15 protein-coding genes are annotated in these 14,403 nt (G+C 68.1%); 9 read left to right on the top strand and 6 right to left on the bottom strand.

Annotated features, from left to right (window positions below):
• Positions 1–65 precede the first annotated feature (65 nt).
• Both ACYQ5L_RS07655 and ACYQ5L_RS07650 read right to left on the bottom strand, forming a co-directional pair.
• Positions 66–1,172, bottom strand: a complete 1,107-nt coding sequence (locus tag ACYQ5L_RS07655) for an amidohydrolase family protein (protein ID WP_459956626.1) — start codon at positions 1,170–1,172, stop codon at positions 66–68.
• A gap of 208 nt (positions 1,173–1,380) precedes the next feature.
• Positions 1,381–2,319: a LysR family transcriptional regulator gene (locus ACYQ5L_RS07650; protein ID WP_459956624.1), complete on the bottom strand. Its 939-nt coding sequence runs from the start codon at positions 2,317–2,319 to the stop codon at positions 1,381–1,383.
• Between the two features lie 113 nt (positions 2,320–2,432).
• Between ACYQ5L_RS07650 and ACYQ5L_RS07645 the strand changes: the two genes are divergently transcribed.
• The 4 genes from ACYQ5L_RS07645 (at position 2,433) to ACYQ5L_RS07630 (ending at position 5,115) form a co-directional block, all read left to right on the top strand.
• Positions 2,433–3,170 (top strand): SDR family NAD(P)-dependent oxidoreductase, encoded by a 738-nt coding sequence (locus ACYQ5L_RS07645; protein ID WP_459956622.1) that lies wholly within the window; start codon positions 2,433–2,435, stop codon positions 3,168–3,170.
• 27 nt (positions 3,171–3,197) lie between these two features.
• The gene (locus ACYQ5L_RS07640; protein ID WP_459956620.1) at positions 3,198–3,407 is read left to right on the top strand and encodes a tautomerase family protein; all 210 of its coding nucleotides are present in this window, start codon (positions 3,198–3,200) and stop codon (positions 3,405–3,407) included.
• A gap of 82 nt (positions 3,408–3,489) precedes the next feature.
• On the top strand, positions 3,490–4,662 hold the full coding sequence (locus ACYQ5L_RS07635) for an alpha/beta hydrolase fold domain-containing protein (protein WP_459956618.1): 1,173 nt from the start codon (positions 3,490–3,492) through the stop codon (positions 4,660–4,662).
• A gap of 69 nt (positions 4,663–4,731) precedes the next feature.
• The gene (locus tag ACYQ5L_RS07630; protein WP_459956616.1) at positions 4,732–5,115 is read left to right on the top strand and encodes a DUF5313 family protein; all 384 of its coding nucleotides are present in this window, start codon (positions 4,732–4,734) and stop codon (positions 5,113–5,115) included.
• Here ACYQ5L_RS07630 and ACYQ5L_RS07625 read toward each other — a convergent pair.
• From ACYQ5L_RS07625 to ACYQ5L_RS07615, 3 genes are all read right to left on the bottom strand, one after another.
• On the bottom strand, positions 5,091–6,548 hold the full coding sequence (locus ACYQ5L_RS07625) for a metallophosphoesterase (RefSeq protein WP_459956614.1): 1,458 nt from the start codon (positions 6,546–6,548) through the stop codon (positions 5,091–5,093). The two genes, ACYQ5L_RS07630 and ACYQ5L_RS07625, sit on opposite strands and share 25 nt — an antisense overlap.
• A 128-nt stretch (positions 6,549–6,676) precedes the next feature.
• Positions 6,677–6,997 carry a hypothetical protein gene (locus tag ACYQ5L_RS07620; protein WP_459956612.1) on the bottom strand — a complete coding sequence of 107 codons (321 nt, stop codon included), beginning with the start codon at positions 6,995–6,997 and terminating at the stop codon, positions 6,677–6,679.
• Between the two features lie 30 nt (positions 6,998–7,027).
• Entirely contained in the window at positions 7,028–8,437 is a 1,410-nt protein-coding gene (locus ACYQ5L_RS07615; protein WP_459956610.1) for an ABC1 kinase family protein, read from the bottom strand.
• A 180-nt stretch (positions 8,438–8,617) separates the two neighbouring features.
• Between ACYQ5L_RS07615 and ACYQ5L_RS07610 the strand changes: the two genes are divergently transcribed.
• On the top strand, positions 8,618–9,277 hold the full coding sequence (locus tag ACYQ5L_RS07610) for a TetR/AcrR family transcriptional regulator (RefSeq protein ID WP_459956608.1): 660 nt from the start codon (positions 8,618–8,620) through the stop codon (positions 9,275–9,277).
• 72 nt (positions 9,278–9,349) lie between these two features.
• Positions 9,350–10,255 carry a hypothetical protein gene (locus ACYQ5L_RS07605; protein WP_459956606.1) on the top strand — a complete coding sequence of 302 codons (906 nt, stop codon included), beginning with the start codon at positions 9,350–9,352 and terminating at the stop codon, positions 10,253–10,255.
• A 12-nt stretch (positions 10,256–10,267) separates the two neighbouring features.
• On the opposite strand, the gene ACYQ5L_RS07600 is transcribed toward ACYQ5L_RS07605, so the two are convergent.
• Positions 10,268–10,756 carry a hypothetical protein gene (locus ACYQ5L_RS07600; RefSeq protein WP_459956604.1) on the bottom strand — a complete coding sequence of 163 codons (489 nt, stop codon included), beginning with the start codon at positions 10,754–10,756 and terminating at the stop codon, positions 10,268–10,270.
• 304 nt (positions 10,757–11,060) lie between these two features.
• On the opposite strand from ACYQ5L_RS07600, the gene ACYQ5L_RS07595 reads away from it, so the two are divergent.
• Genes ACYQ5L_RS07595 through ACYQ5L_RS07585 form a run of 3 tightly spaced genes read left to right on the top strand, consistent with a single transcriptional unit; the run spans position 11,061 to position 14,340 of the window.
• Positions 11,061–11,675, top strand: a complete 615-nt coding sequence (locus ACYQ5L_RS07595; protein WP_459956602.1) for a TetR/AcrR family transcriptional regulator — start codon at positions 11,061–11,063, stop codon at positions 11,673–11,675.
• Entirely contained in the window at positions 11,672–12,526 is an 855-nt protein-coding gene (locus tag ACYQ5L_RS07590) for a 3-hydroxyacyl-CoA dehydrogenase (protein WP_459956600.1), read from the top strand. The genes ACYQ5L_RS07595 and ACYQ5L_RS07590 overlap by 4 nt, the downstream gene beginning before the upstream one ends.
• 44 nt (positions 12,527–12,570) lie before the next feature.
• On the top strand, positions 12,571–14,340 hold the full coding sequence (locus ACYQ5L_RS07585; protein ID WP_459956598.1) for an oleate hydratase: 1,770 nt from the start codon (positions 12,571–12,573) through the stop codon (positions 14,338–14,340).
• The last annotated feature ends 63 nt before the right edge of the window (positions 14,341–14,403 follow it).

Here is a 14,403-nt window from a genome sequence, read left to right as displayed (position 1 = left end):
GCCGCGGCGCGAGCCACACAGGCGCGCGGGCCGAACAGGGCCTCGGCGCGAGGTGAAACCGGCTGTCAGTTCTCGGGTTTCGCCACGTCGTGGTCGATGCCCGCGCACCAGACGCGAGTGATCGCACGGGTGGCGCGAATATCGGCGAGCGGGTCGCCGTCGAGGAGCACCAGGTCGGCGCGCAGGCCGGGCTCGATCAAACCGCGGTCGTGCAGTCCGAAATGCTCTGCGGGCAGCAGGGTTGCGGCGCGCAGGGCTTCGGCCGGGGTCAGCCCGGCCGCCACCAGCAGTTCGAGTTCGCGGTGCAGCGCGGCCCCGTGCGGCGGCTGGAACGGCACCCCCGCTTGGGCATTGGCATCGGTGCCCGCCAGCACGGGCACGCCCGCCTCGTGCAGGGCGCGGACGGTGGCGAGGCAGCCGTCGAAGGCCTCGGGCGCGCCGATCGCCGCCGCGATGCCCTCCATCATCACCAGGGTCGGGACGACGGTGAGCCCGCGGTCGGCCAGCAGCCGCACCACTGCCGGCGGGACCACGCCGTCCAGCGGTACATGCGTGACGACGTCCACGCCGATCCGCGCGGCCAGGGCGTATGCGCTGATCGCGGTGGCGTGCGCGACGACCCGCAGATCCCGGGCATGCGCGGCCGCGACCACCGCCGCGGCCGCCTCGGGTTCGGGCCCGCCCTGACCGGGCGCCTCCAGCACCAACTTCACGTAATCGGAGCCGGCCGCGGCGCGCTCGGCCACCATACGATCGGCCTGCCCCGGATCGGTGATGACGGCGTCGGCGGCCAGACCGGGCAGCTTGGCGTGCACCCCTCCCCCGCCGATCACCGGTACGCCCGCACTGCGAATATCGCTGGTACCGGGCACCTCCCGCAACCCGGCCAGCTTCTCGACCGGCCACGTGGTCATATCCAAGGCCGTCGTCACGCCGTGCGCCGCCATCTGATCGAGGCTCTCCCGGCCGTGCAGATGAATATGGCAGTCGATGAAGCCGGGCAGCAGCACCGCACCCTGCACGTCGATCCGCTCCGCGCCCTCGGCGTCACCGCCGACGACGGGCCCGTCGATCACCACGGTCGTCGGCCCGGATATGCCCGACCCATCGAAGATTCGCACGTTCATCAGGGCCTTCTTGGGCGAATCCGCCGCCGGGTACAGGGAATTCACGCAACCTCCAACTATTGGAACCACCGAGCCGTCTCGCCCCTCCACGGTATCGACGGCACGGGATTCCCGCGGGCCCTCTGGGCGATTCGGAGGCGGGGCCTACGCCGCCTGTCTCTCAACAGCACAACCCTGGGGGGACCAGGAAGATGTGCTCGAATGCCTGAGAACGACATGTACTGGAAGCCGGTGCCGGCTCCGGAGAAGTGGTTCAGAACGAAGCGGCGTCCCAACGGGCCGCCGCTTCGGCCGGTTCGGCATTGAAATGCGCTCGGATGAGGGCGACGAAATCGCGGATGTGCGGGCGGTCGTCGTCGGGGCGGACGCCGGCGTACCAGGGGCGCATATCGCCGTCCGCGCCGATGCGGACGGTGGCGATATCGCCGCGGGCCACGAAGGGAGCCGCCACCCAGGAGGGGAGGACGCCGACACCCTCACCGGCTACGACCAGTTCGATGAACAGTTCGGTGAGGATGGGGATCAGGGTCAGGCGGGCCGGATGGGTGCCGGGCGGCAGCGGGGGCGGGGTGGGGTTGGGGCGGCTGGGGTCGTAGGTGTCGTAGAGGATCAGGTTCTCGGTGGCGAAGTCGGCGGCGGTGATGTGTTGCCTTGCGGCCCAGGGGTGGTCGGGGGCGACCACGGCCAGCATCTCGTCGTCCATGAGGTGGGTGAGGTGGACGTGGTCGGCGGTGGAGTGCAGTTTGGTGACCACGGCGACGTCGATGCGCTGGGCGAGCAGGGCGTCGATGGGGTCCTCGTCGCCGATGTTCTGGACGCGAATCAGGCTGTCGGGACGATTGATTCGCAGTTCGCGCATGACGGGGGTGAGCCAGGAGAAGGTGGTCGCGCACTGGGTGGCGAGGCGGATGTGGCGATCGCCGTAGCGGGCCATCTCGCGCACCTCCTGCTCGGCGGCGGCGAGATCGGCGAGAATGCGAGATGCTCTCGGCAGCAGGCGTTTTCCCGCCATATTGGGCACCAGTCGCCGACCCACCCGGTCGAACAACGGGGTGCCCAGCCGCTCCTCCATCTTGAGCAGCCGCTGGCTGAGCGCGGGCTGGCTGACATAGAGCCGGTCCGCCGCCTGCTGCAAGGTGCCGCCGGTGGCCAGCGCGTCGAGCAGCTCCAGATCGCGGACATCCAAATCCATAAGCTCAGCTTAGCGGTTGGCGAACAATTACGTCGTGGACTTATATAGCGCCTCCGGCCGATCCTCGAAGGGCGCCGGCGATCGAGAGCCGGGCGGAAACGAAAGAGGATGAGATGACGAGCAATCCACGCACCGCGATCGTGACCGGCGGTTCCAGCGGCATCGGCTTCGCCGTCGCGGCGGCCCTGGTCGCGCGCGGCGACAATGTGGTGATCGGCGGCCGCGACCGGGCCAAGCTCGAAAAGGCCATCGCCCAGCTGGACGGCGGTGTGCGCAGCCGGTTCACGGTCGGCGATCTCGCCGACGAGGCGACCGGCCAGGCCTTGGTCGACACCGCGGTCGAGGCGTTCGGCGCGGTGGACATCCTGGTCAACAATGCGGGCACCTTCGCCTCCGCCCCGTTCACCGAGGTGACCCCCGCACAGCTGGACGGCTTCCTGCAGGGCAATCTGCGCGGTACCTACCTGATCACCCAGGCCGTCGCGCGCCGCATGATCCAGCAGGGCAGCGGCGGCGCCATCGTCAATATCACCACCGTGCTGCTGTCCCACGCCATCGCCGGCTTCCCGGCCAGCGCCGCCATGGTGTCCAAGGGCGGCGTCCGCGCCCTCACCGTTTCACTGTCCGCCGAGCTCGCCCAGCACGGCATCCGGGTGAACGAGGTCTCCCCCGGCATTGTGCGCACCCCGCTGCACCCCTCCGACGTGGACGGCCTCGGCGCCCTCGCGGTCCTGAACCGGATCGCCGAGCCCGCCGAAATCGCCTCCTCCGTCCTGCATCTCACCGACGCCGAATTCACCACCGGCGCCCAGCTCGACCACGACGGCGGCTTCGTCACCGCCCGCCGCTGACCACACCATTTCGAAGGAGTCCCCGCCATGCCCTACGTCAACGTCAAGATCACCCGCGAAGGCGCCACCCCCGAACAGAAGGCCGAGATCATCGCCCGCATGACCCAGGTCCTGGTCGACGTCCTCGACAAGGACCCCCGCCTCACCTTCGTCCTCATCGACGAGGTCGAACTCGAGGACTGGGGCGTCGCCGGACTCACCACCGCGGAGTTCCGCCGAACCGGCCAACCGCGTTGAGATAGCGCCGCGCCTCAGCCGATCACGAGCGGGGGCGTGTCGGCGCGGGGCGGCGCGGTGGGGGCGTGCGTTAATGGGCGGCATGGTCGTGCGGTTGGTCTCGGCCGGTGTGGCCGTGCTGGTTGCGGTGGCGATGGGGTTGTTCACGTATGTGATCGCCACCGGGCGCATTCCCGGCGAGATGGTCGAGTTGTCGTATCTGGTGAGCAATTACGGGTTCTATCTGATACCGCTGGGGTTGTTCGGCGCCGGGTTGTCGGCGTTGCTCGCACAGCGGCGGATGGCTCGTGGGCTGCGGGTGGTCGGTGTGGGGACGGCGGCGGTGTGCCTGATCGGGGTTGCCGCCGCGATGTTTCCGGTGGTGAGTTCGTATCGGTCGGCTGATCGGTACGAGGCGAAACTGTCGGTGCTGGACTATGTCACCGGCGGGTCGAATGCGGGACGGCCGGTCGAGTCGCTGAGCACGATCTACAACACCGTCGACGGGACGGCGCTGCTGCTGGATGCCAAGGTGCCCATGGGCGGGCCGTCGGGGGCGCGGCCCGCGGTGGTGTGGGTGCACGGGGGCGGGTGGGCGCACGGGGATCGCGGGGAGGCGCCGAAGTGGCACAAGTGGTTGAACGACAAGGGGTATGCGGTCTTCGCCATCGAATACCGGATGTCGCCGCCGCCGCGGTGGGATCAGGCGGCGGCGGATGTGAAGTGCGCTATCGGATGGGTCAAGCAGCACGCGCTGGAGTACACGATCGATCCGGAGCGGGTCATGGTCGCGGGCGGTTCGGCGGGCGGGAATCTGGCGCTCATGGCGGCCTATGCCGATCCGATCGCGCCCAGCTGCGCGGTGGCCGACGCCTCGGTGCGCGCGGTCGCCGCCTTCTACCCGGCCACCGATCTCGCCGCCGCGTGGCGAGATCCCCGGCTGCTACCGGAGATCCGCGATCTGGTCGAGGACTACACCGGCGGCACCCCCGCGCAGGTGCCCAGCCACTACGCCGCGGCATCGCCGATCAACTATGTGCGCCCGGGCCTGCCGCCCACCCTGATCATGCACGGCACCCGCGATCATGTGGTCCCCTACGAGCAGTCGGTGGCCCTGATCGATCGCCTCGACGACGCGGGCGTGCCCAACGAACTGCTGCCGGCGCCCTACGGCGAACACGCGTACGACTTCACCTGGGGCGATTGGAGCACGCAGATCTCCCGGCAGGTTTTCGCCGACTTCCTCGACCAGCGTCTCCCGGCCCGCAAGCCATAGACCCGCTCTATGCACAGCCAGGCTCGTACCCGCTACCGGGCGGCTTCGCGCGCGCGAAGACTTGCAGGTATGACATCGAAACCACAACGGCGGCCCACTCCGATCCAATGGCTCGGCTACGCCCTCGGGCGGCGCCTGCCGGATTCGATGACGGACTGGGTCCGCAATGACCTGACCGGCAGGCATTCCTATCTGCGGCACCTGGTTCGCGGGCTGGTGCCGTTCACGCCGCTGTTCGCCGCGTTCCTGTGCTTCCCGGGCGAGCTGTGGCTGCGCGGCGCGATGACATTGCTCGCCATGATCCTGGCCTGGTTCTACTGCTCGGCGCACATGCACCTGAACCGAGCCCATCGGCTCCGCCAGCACGGCCTGCCCGAGGATCTGAAGAATCCGGAGGCCCAGAAGCTGCGCGAATTCGAGGTCGCTCGCTACGTCGCCGCCCATCCGCGCTGAACGACGGCCGCGGATTCCGCGGCCGCCAGACCGGAGAAGTCGCGCAGCACAACATGATTGCGGGAGGCGAAGCTGCCGAGTGCGTGGTCGGGGTACATGCCGAGGAATTGGCGGCGGGTGCGGGTGCTCCAGCTGCGCGCCGGCTCGGTGCGCGTCTTGTAGAAGTTGGCCATGTAGCCGCCCTCGTAGATTCGCAGCAGCAGGTAGCCGCCCGGGTACTCCTTGACCGCCGCCACTTCGAGGAACTCCACGTCGATGCCGGAATCGGGGCGGCCCAGGCGATTTCGGTGAGTGTGCCCGCAGTGGTGCAGGAACACTCCGGAGGCGGACCGGTAGAGAGCGTGCAGCGCGGCCGCATTCGAGCGGTCCAGCACGAAACCCGGTCCGCCCGGATTGCTCACCGCCGCACAGGAAGTCACCGGGTGGTGGCCGAAGACCAGGGTGGGCCGCTCCGGGTCCGCCGTGAGCAGCTCGCGCAGGTGATCCAGCTGCGGGCGCACGATGGTCCCGCCCGCCCCGCGCAGCCGGGTGGTGTCGAGGCCGATGATCCGCAGTCCACCCGCCTCGTTCTCGATCAGCTGCTGCCGCGGGTGGAACACCGAGCCCCACGGATCGTCCGGATACCGCAGCGGCGCATCGTGATTGCCGCGGCACACGAAATAGTCGCGGCCGAGCACACCCCAGCGATCCAGCCGGGCGCGCACGCCCAGCGACTGGGCCGGCGACCCGCTGTCGGTGAGATCGCCCGCCAGAATCAGGTGATCGGCGTCCCGCCCGGGCTCACGCAGGTCATCCAGCAGCGCGTCGAGCATGACCTCCGGATGATCCTCGGTATCGTGCCGCAGCCCCGGCGGCCATCCGGCCACGAAGATGCCGCTGGCCTCCTCCCCGTAGTGCACGTCATTGGCCAGCGCCAGAGTGCGCAGCAGGCGGCCCGGCGGCGGTGTGAGCGTGGTGAAAACCCCGGTGATCTCCGGCGTTCCGGCCCGCCGCGTCACCCGCGTGCGCGCCGGGACGACCCGGTGCCCGGCCGAGTACGCCTCGAACCGATAGCTCCGACCCGGCTCCAGCCCGTCGATCTCCGCGTAGTGGAAGGCGGTGGGCCGCTCGTCCGCATACAGCGGCAGCGCGGGCGCGACCCCGTCGGCGGGAGTGATGCGCACCTCGGTGTCGGCGGGCGCCGGCCGCAGCCGCCCGGTCTTGTCCCGCGCCCGGGTGGTCCAGGTCAGCACCACCGACCGATCGGTCACGGTGACCACCTCGAGGTCCGAGGCCACGATCGCGCTGCGCCGCACCCGCGCGGCCTCCGATCGCGAGATCGCCGATTGATAGACGGTGAACGCGGACCGCGGGAGCGAGGCCCGCGCCGTGACGACCGCCGCCCCCGCGGTCACATTCGCCAGCCATACGGTTCGAAGACGTGCGTTCTGCATCGGAACCTCCGTCGTGCCCTCTACTCGACGGTAGGCCGGATGGTTGAACGTTCAGATTCTCGTGCATGACGGTTCGGCTTCCCGGGCTTAACTTTCGGAAAGCCGCAGGCCAAATATTCGATCGTGGATCACACAGCGGTCTCGGCGGCCCGCTCCGCGAGCACCTGCTCGAGATGCTTGTCGAGTTCGGTGAGCTTCTTGGAGATGGAGGCGATGGTCGCGGCCGAGCGATTGAGATTCTCGACGGCGTCCTCGAGGAGCTCGAGGCGCTGCGAGATCGACTTCATGCGATGCAGGATGGTGTCCACGCCGGTGGCGGTGGGCAGGTTCAGCAGGCCCAGCACGGCCTCCTGCGCCTCCAGCGCGGCATCGCGGGCGTCCTGCGCACGGTCGATCGCCCCGCGGGCAATGGGGTTGCTGAGCACGTCGTTGAGCAGATTGGTGATCACGGGTTCCTCCTCGCGAATGGTTCGGGACGATCAGCCGGCCGCGGCCAGAGTCGTGGTCGCCCAATCGGATTCCGCCTCGATGCGGCCGAGTTCGGTGACGGGCGCGTCGTTGTACTGCCACTCGCGGGCAATGCGGTGCCAATTGCCCTCGGCCCGCAGCTGTCCCAGCGCCGCCATCACCATGACCAGGGTGCGCAACGTGACCAGCTGTTCCTGCGGCACCGACTGCTTGCGGATCAGCCCGAAGCTGTCGGAGGTGGGCACAATGGTCTGCGCCATGGCGTCGTTCACCATTTCCGGTGTGATGCACAGGTTTTCGTCGGTGGTCAGCCACCCGATCACCGCGCCGACAATGCCCGCGGCCTCATCCACCGGCACGGAGTCCGGGTCGGGAATGAAGCCCGCCTCGCTCAGCGCCCGGTGCACGCCCACCGCGTCGTCCTCGGCCATGGCCCGCTGGATCCGGAGCTGATGCTCGACGGCGTCGGCCGCGACGTACTTGTAGAGACCGAAGTCCAGGAAGGCCACCCGCCCATCGTCACCGACCAGGAAGTTGCCCGGATGCGGGTCGCCGGAGAACTGCCGGTAGCGCAGCATGCCGCCGCCGAAGAAGCGGAAGAGTATCTCCGCCACGCGATTCCGCGTCTCCTGATCGGCGTCCTTGATCTCCTCGAATCCACGCCCCGCAAAGAATTCGGTGACCAGCACCCGCCGCCCCGACAGGCTGGAGACCACATCGGGCACCACGATGAACGGATGCCCGCGGTAGAGCCGGGCGGCCGCACGCTGATTCTGCGCCTCCAGCTCGTAGTCCAGCTCCTCCTCCACCCGATCCCGGATCTCGTCGGCCATGGCCTTGGTATCCAGGGCGGGCGCAATGATTTTCAGCCCGTGGGTGAGCAGCGCCATATTCTTGATATCGGCCCGCACCGCCTTGTCGATGCCCGGGTACTGCACCTTGACGCAGACCTCGCGCCCGTCGTGCAGCCGGGCCCGGTACACCTGGCCGATGGAGGCCGAGGCCAGGGGCGTGTCCTCGAAGTGCGCGAAGTGCTCCGCCAGCTTGCCGCCGAGATCCTCCTCGATCACCTTGCGCATCTTGTCGAACGATACGGTCGGCGCCGAATCACGCAGCTGGGCAAGGGCTTTCTGGAAGTCCTCGCGAATCTCCTCCGGGAAGATGCCGCCGTCCACCACCGACAGCGCCTGCCCGATCTTCATGGCGGCCCCGCGCATGGTGCCCAGCCCGTTGACCAGCGCGCGCATGGCCTCGGCCTGCCGGCGGTCCATGACCACCTTCCGCTTGTCCTCGCCGCGCCCCACCGTGGCGACCTTCGCACCGGCCTGCCGCAGGACCTGGCCGGCGGCAATGCGGCCCAGCGCGGCGGTTCGCACCGCGCGGGAGGTGGGGACCTTCTTGTCCATGGGATCTTTCGCCATGTTCGTCTCCATGCTGCTGAACGGGCGATCTGCGGTCGCCCGCATCAATGAATGAGGTCTCATTCACCAAAAAGCTAACAGCCGCCCGACACCCCTGTAAATAAGTGAACGAGACCTCACTCAGCTAATTTTCCGGGCGGTACGCTGTCTCCGACGCCGTCACCACCCGAGAAAGCGCCCATGACCGCCGAAGGATCGACCGCCCCCGACCGCCCCAAACGCGGCCGTCCCCCGCGCGCCGAACTGGCCGCCCAGCGCCGCCGCGAGCTGATCGAGACCGCCTACGCCGTGTTCATCGAGAAGGGCTACACCGCCGCGGGCGTCAACGACATCACCGATCGCCTCGGCGTCGCCACCGGCACCTTCTACCGCTACTTCGACTCCAAGCGCGACATGCTCGACCACGTCATCGATTTCGGCATCGAGAAGATGTTCGACGTGGCCCGGGAAGCCTGGGGCGACGGCCCGCCGGAGGACTTCGAGGGCTTCCTCACCCATGTCCGCGCCGTCGGCGAGGCCGTGCTGCGCGCCGTCGACGAGGAACCCGGCATGGTCCGCATGCTCATGTTCGAGGGCACCGCCGTCGACGCCGAACTCACCGCCCGCCTGCTGGCCGTGAACGAGGCCCTCGCCGCCGGCACCGCCGCCGCCCTCGAACTCGGCATCTCCCAGGGCTATCTGCGCGACGACATCGACACCCACACCCTCGGCCGCGCCATCTACATGATGCTGACCCCCAGCATGGTCGACATGCTGTCCGGCCCCTTGGGACCCGAAGCCCGCGCCCACAATCTCGACGCCATTCTCGACCTGCTCCTCAACGGCCTGCGCAAGCGCTGAAGACGGCCCGCCCCGCGCTGATCCGGCGCTGTACCGGACCGACAGGTCCGCATGCTCGTAGGCTTGGGCGGTATGAACCTCGAAGAGGTTGCGGCCGAGCTGTACGGGGTGCCGCCCGGGGAGTTCGTGACGGTGCGCACCGAGCGGGCGCAGCAGGCGCGGGAGGACGGGGACAAGGCGCTGGCGACCGCCATCGGCAAGCTGCGGCGGCCGACCGTGGCGGCGTGGGCGGTGAATCTGCTGGCCCGGGCAGCGGGCGAGGATGTGGGCGCACTGCTGGAGATCGGCGATGCCTTGCGGGAGGCGCAGCGACGGCTCTCCGGCGAGCAGTTGCGAACGCTCACCACACAGCGCCAGCAGGTGGTCAACGCGCTCACCCGGAAGGCCGGCGAGCTGGCCGCGGCGCACGGGCAGCGGCTGAGCGAATCGGTCTTGCGCGATGTCGGCAGCACACTGCAAGCGGCGCTGGCGGATCCGGAGGTCGCCGAGCAGGTCCGGGCGGGGACGCTGACCGCGGCCGCCAGTTATGAGGGCTTCGGCCCGGCCGCTCTCCTCGCCGTCGCCGGCGGCGGGGCCGGCCGATCCGGCGGCGCCAGGACATCGAATGCCGCTGACCAGCAGAATCGACAGTCCACCGCGGATGTGCGCAAGGCCGACACAACCGCGAGCAAGGGCAAGTCCCCGGATGCGGGGGCCGCGGCGCGCCGCGAACTCGAGGAATTGATCGCCGAGGTCGAATCCGCGCGCGCGGAGCAGGCTTCCGCCGCGGCCGAGCACGACCGCGCGGCCGCCGACCTGGCCGAACTCGACTCCCGCATCGCGGGCCTGCGCGACGAGCTGGCCCGGGCCGAGGATCGGCGCCGCTTCAGCGTGGCCGCCGAACGCGGGGCGCGCGAGGTCCTGCGCCGGGCCGACCAGCATCTGGAAGGACTCGCACGCCGCGCGCGGAAGGTCCGGGAACGGCTGCCCGCCGACTGACCGGCGGGCGCGCTACGACCCGATCATGAGCGGGCGCGGCGGGTGCAGTTCGACGAGTGCGACCAGGTCACCGTAGGGGACCGAGCCATTGGCGAGGCGATGGACCATGCGCGCCAGGGCGGTTCGCGCACCGTACTTGATGCGCATGCCCTCGTGGATCCGCTCGGCCAGATAGTGGTCGCCGATTATGCGGGCGGTGCCGTAATGCTGGCGCGAACCCAGCGCCGGGCGGCCGCGCCAATCGCCGGCCTGGATCACCACCCGGCCGTCGTAGGCCAGTTGCTCGGCCTCCGCGCCGTGCGAGGAGAGCAGGAAGGCCAGCCGGCCGTGGTCGGCGGGCAGCACCAGGTGCGGGGTGGTGGCGACACTGCCGGGGGCGATGGGCCGGGTCACCAGGACGGACTTCGAATCCCACCAGAGCGAGCCGGGATGCCAGGTGTCGGGGGTGGTGGCGGGTGGACGCGGGTGGAAGGTCGCTGCGGGTACCGTACGCGTTGCCATAATCAGTCGAACTCCAAAATTGTTGTTTTCCAATGCCTTTCGAACACGGGTCACGTGGACGTGGGTGGCTTGCGCAGCGGCTCGGCCCGGCTTCCATGACGGGGAGCGCCGTAATTGTCCCGATCTCGAGGTTAGCGGTGTCCGGGACGGCGTGCCACGACCCCCTGCCCGGAATCAGGGGTTGCCAGATCGATAACTGGGAGTACGCTCATTACTGAGCCTAATCATTTACCAGCCGTGGGGCCGGAGGTGCCGGATGACCGTACCGCCCACGTCGGCGCAGGTCGGCCGACGCTTGCGGAATATGCACGATAAGCAGTCGCGCATCTTCGAGGCCGCAGCCACGCTGTTTGCTGAATACGGCTTCGAGAACGTTACGACACAACAGATCTCGGACCGCGCGGATATCGCGGCGGGCACGCTGTTCCGGTACGCGGCGACCAAGGGCGAGCTGCTGCTCATGGTGTACAACGAGGATTTCCGGGCAGCCCTGGAACGCGGCGAACGCGAGGCGCGGGCGCAGCGGGACCCGGTGAAAGCCATTCTCGCCATGACCGCGCCGATTGCCGAGGCCGCCAACCGCCATCCCGCGAATACTGTTGTGTACCAACGCGAATTACTGTTCGGATCTCCCACCGACAAATACCGCTCGGAAGGGCTCGCCCTGGTCGCCCGATTGGAGTCCATGATCGCCGAACGGCTGGCCCAGGACGCCCGCGCCCGCCGCCTCGATGCACCCCGGCTCGACGGTCAGGCCAGGCTGGCCGGGCGCACCGTCTTCGCGGTCCTGCAATTGGCCGTTGTCCAACCTGCGACAGGCGCACATCCCGGCCACAATGCCCTCGCCGATCTGCGCGCCCAGATCGCCCAGATCGTCGCCGGCTTCTTCGCTTCGCTCGAGAACAGGAGAAAAGCATGACCATTCGCAAGGTGACCGTCCTCGGTACCGGAGTCCTGGGTTCGCAGATCGCATTCCAGACCGCGTTCAGCGGATTCGATGTCACCGCCTACGACATCACCGAGGAGGCCCTGCACGCCGGACGAGAGCGCTTCGAGAAACTCGCGGCCGTCTACCGGACCCAGGTGAAGGGCGGCGGGAACGGCAAGGCCGAGCAGGCCGCCGCCGCCATCACCCTGACCGCCGATCTCGCGGACGCGGTGCGGGAGGCCGACCTGGTGATCGAGGCGGTGCCGGAGGTGCTCGCGATCAAGCAGCAGACCTACGAGAAGCTCGCCGAACTCGCGCCGCAGAAGGCCATTTTCGCCACCAATTCCTCGACGCTGCTGCCCAGCGCCATGAAGGATTTCACCGGCCGCCCGGATCGATTCCTGGCCCTGCACTTCGCCAATCAGATCTGGCATTTCAATACCGCCGAGGTGATGGGCACCACCGCAACCGATCCCGAGGTCTTCCACGAGGTCGTGGACTTCGCCTCGGCCATCGGCATGGTGCCGATCCAGATCCACAAGGAGAAGGCGGGATACGTCCTCAATTCGCTGCTGGTGCCGCTGCTGAACTCCGCCATGGCCCTGGCCGCCGGCGGCTACGCCGATCCGGAGGCGATCGACCAGACCTGGCAGATCGGCACGGGCGCACCCGCCGGGCCGTTCCACATACTCGATGTGATCGGCCTCACCACGCCCTACAACATTCTCGCCAACAGCGGCGACGAGAACTCCGAGCAGCTCGCGAAGTGGTTGAAGGACAACTACATCGACAAGGGCAAGCTCGGCATGGCCACCGGGGAGGGCTTCTACAGATACAGCTAGAACAGCGCGGCGGTACTTCGAACCACTTGCAGGAGAGGAGTCACATGTTCTACAGCAGCGGCAATTACGAGGCGTTCGCCCGGCCCCGCAAACCGGCGGGGGTCGAGAACAAGACGGCGTGGTTCGTGGGCGCGGGACTCGCGTCCATGTCCGGCGCGGCCTTCCTGATCCGGGACGGGCAGATGTCCGGTGACAGGATCACCATCCTGGAGGAGCTGAAGCTGCCCGGCGGCGCGCTCGACGGCATCAAGGAACCGAAGAAGGGCTTCGTGATTCGCGGCGGGCGCGAGATGGAGAACCACTTCGAGTGTCTGTGGGACCTGTACCGCTCCATTCCGTCCATCGAAATCGACGGGGCCAGCGTCCTGGACGAATTCTATTGGCTCAACAAGGACGACCCGAACTACTCGCTGCAGCGCGCCACCGTGAAACGCGGTCAGGACGCGCACACCGACGGCCTGTTCACGCTGAACGACAAGGCGCAGAAGGAGATCACCAAGATCTTCCTCGCCACCCGCGAGGAGATGGAGAACAAGCGCATCGACGAGGTCTTCTCGAAGGACTTCCTGGACAGCAACTTCTGGATGTACTGGCGCACCATGTTCGCCTTCGAGGAGTGGCACAGCGCGCTGGAGATGAAGCTGTACCTGCACCGGTTCGTGCACCACATCGGCGGGCTGCCGGACTTCTCGGCGCTGAAGTTCACCAAGTACAACCAGTACGAGTCGCTGGTGCTGCCGCTCTACCGCTGGCTGCTCGATCAGGGCGTCACCTTCAAGTTCGACACCACGGTCACCGACGTGGACTTCGATCTGAGCGCGAAACGCAAGCAGGCCACCCGGATTCACTGGGTCAGCGAGGGCGTGCCGGGCGGGGTCGATCTCGGCCCGGACGATCTGGTGCTGATGACCATCGGCTCGCTCACCGAGAACTCCGACGAGGGCGATCAGCACACCCCGGCGAAGCTGAACGAGGGCCCGGCCCCGGCCTGGGATCTGTGGCGCCGGATCGCTGCCAAGGACAAGGCCTTCGGCCATCCGGACGTCTTCGCCGGGGACATCTCCCGCACCAAGTGGGAGTCGGCCACCGTCACCACGCTCGATCAGCGCATCCCCGAATACATTCAGAAGATCTGCAAGCGAGATCCCTTCAGCGGCAAGGTCGTCACCGGCGGCATCGTCACCGTCCAGGACTCCAGCTGGCTGCTGAGCTGGACGGTCAACCGCCAGCCGCACTTCAAACAGCAGCCCAAGGACCAGATCGTGGTCTGGGTCTACTCGCTGTTCGTGGACCGGCCCGGCGACTATGTGAAGAAGCCCATGCAGGACTGCACCGGCGCGGAGATCACCCAGGAATGGCTGTACCACATGGGCGTTCCCGAGGCCGATATCCCGGAGCTGGCCGCCGACGCCGCCAAGTGCGTGCCCTGCATGATGCCCTACGTCACGGCCTTCTTCATGCCCCGCAAGGCCGGTGACCGCCCCGACGTGGTCCCGGAGGGCTCGGTCAACTTCGCCTTCATCGGCCAGTTCGCCGAAACCACCCGCGACTGCATCTTCACCACCGAGTACTCGGTCCGCACCGGCATGGAAGCCGCCTATCGGCTGCTCGACATCGAACGCGGCGTCCCCGAGGTCTTCAACTCCACCTATGACGTCCGCACCCTGCTCACCGCGGTCACCCGTCTGCGCGACGGCGACCCCATCGATATCCCCGGCCCGGAGTTCCTGCGCCGCAAGCTGATCAGCAAGTTGGATCAGACCGAGATCGGTGAGCTCATGACGGAGTACGGCCTCATCGCCGACAAGAAATAGGCCCCCGCACGACACATGAGAAGGGCCCGCATCCATGGGATGCGGGCCCTTCCCTACAGGCGG

This window comes from Nocardia sp. IFM 10818, assembly GCF_054655275.1.
This window is presented reverse-complemented; position numbering and strand designations above follow the sequence as displayed.

Coding starts and splice junctions, on each gene's coding strand:
- ACYQ5L_RS07650 (WP_459956624.1), bottom strand. CDS start 2,319: ATGGATTTGGATGTCCGCGATCTGGAGCTGCTCGACGCGCTGGCCACC.
- ACYQ5L_RS07645 (WP_459956622.1), top strand. CDS start 2,433: ATGACGAGCAATCCACGCACCGCGATCGTGACCGGCGGTTCCAGCGGC.
- ACYQ5L_RS07640 (WP_459956620.1), top strand. CDS start 3,198: ATGCCCTACGTCAACGTCAAGATCACCCGCGAAGGCGCCACCCCCGAA.
- ACYQ5L_RS07635 (WP_459956618.1), top strand. CDS start 3,490: ATGGTCGTGCGGTTGGTCTCGGCCGGTGTGGCCGTGCTGGTTGCGGTG.
- ACYQ5L_RS07630 (WP_459956616.1), top strand. CDS start 4,732: ATGACATCGAAACCACAACGGCGGCCCACTCCGATCCAATGGCTCGGC.
- ACYQ5L_RS07625 (WP_459956614.1), bottom strand. CDS start 6,548: ATGCAGAACGCACGTCTTCGAACCGTATGGCTGGCGAATGTGACCGCG.
- ACYQ5L_RS07615 (WP_459956610.1), bottom strand. CDS start 8,437: ATGGCGAAAGATCCCATGGACAAGAAGGTCCCCACCTCCCGCGCGGTG.
- ACYQ5L_RS07610 (WP_459956608.1), top strand. CDS start 8,618: ATGACCGCCGAAGGATCGACCGCCCCCGACCGCCCCAAACGCGGCCGT.
- ACYQ5L_RS07605 (WP_459956606.1), top strand. CDS start 9,350: ATGAACCTCGAAGAGGTTGCGGCCGAGCTGTACGGGGTGCCGCCCGGG.
- ACYQ5L_RS07600 (WP_459956604.1), bottom strand. CDS start 10,756: ATGGCAACGCGTACGGTACCCGCAGCGACCTTCCACCCGCGTCCACCC.
- ACYQ5L_RS07595 (WP_459956602.1), top strand. CDS start 11,061: ATGCACGATAAGCAGTCGCGCATCTTCGAGGCCGCAGCCACGCTGTTT.
- ACYQ5L_RS07590 (WP_459956600.1), top strand. CDS start 11,672: ATGACCATTCGCAAGGTGACCGTCCTCGGTACCGGAGTCCTGGGTTCG.
- ACYQ5L_RS07585 (WP_459956598.1), top strand. CDS start 12,571: ATGTTCTACAGCAGCGGCAATTACGAGGCGTTCGCCCGGCCCCGCAAA.